Origin of the sequence: Mesorhizobium sp. M5C.F.Ca.IN.020.32.2.1 (assembly GCF_004023105.1) — a bacterium.
In the GTDB taxonomy this organism is placed as follows: Bacteria; Pseudomonadota; Alphaproteobacteria; order Rhizobiales; family Rhizobiaceae; genus Mesorhizobium; species Mesorhizobium wenxiniae.
Window position 1 is genome coordinate 1 of sequence record NZ_RZSX01001675.1, and the last position, 447, is coordinate 447.

Sequence of the window (447 nt, forward strand, 5' to 3'; positions counted from 1 at the left end):
CTCTATGAGTTCGGTTATGTTGCTCCGCAAGGCATCGGCCACCTGCCACGTCTGGCAGAGATCGTCGAGGACGAGAGCGCAGACCTGCCGGATCTGGTCCGCGACATCTGCAGCGCTCTCCTTGACCAAATCGACCAGTTGAGCAGCCGGCTCGCGGCATTGAAGAAGACGATGGACACGCTGTCCAAGCAAGCTGCAACATCTCGGCGGTTGCAAACCATGCCCGGTGTCGGCCCTATCGCTGCCCTTGCCATTGAAACCTTTGCGCCGCCGATGGAGGCTTTCAAGTGCGGTCGCGATTTCGCCGCCTGGCTCGGGCTGGTCCCTCGGCAGAAGTCGAGCGGCGGCAAGCAACGATTAGGGAAGATATCGAAGATGGGCCAGCGAGATATTCGGCGGTTGCTCATCATCGGCGCCATGGCTGTGGTTCGATGGGCGTCTCGGAGG

General features: G+C 60.9%; 1 protein-coding gene. It reads left to right on the top strand.

Going from position 1 to position 447, the window contains the following annotated elements; genetic code table 11:
* Positions 1–171: 171 nt before the first annotated feature.
* Positions 172–447 (top strand): transposase (locus EOA86_RS39800; RefSeq protein WP_206630299.1); only part of this gene is annotated, 276 nt, incomplete at its 3' end.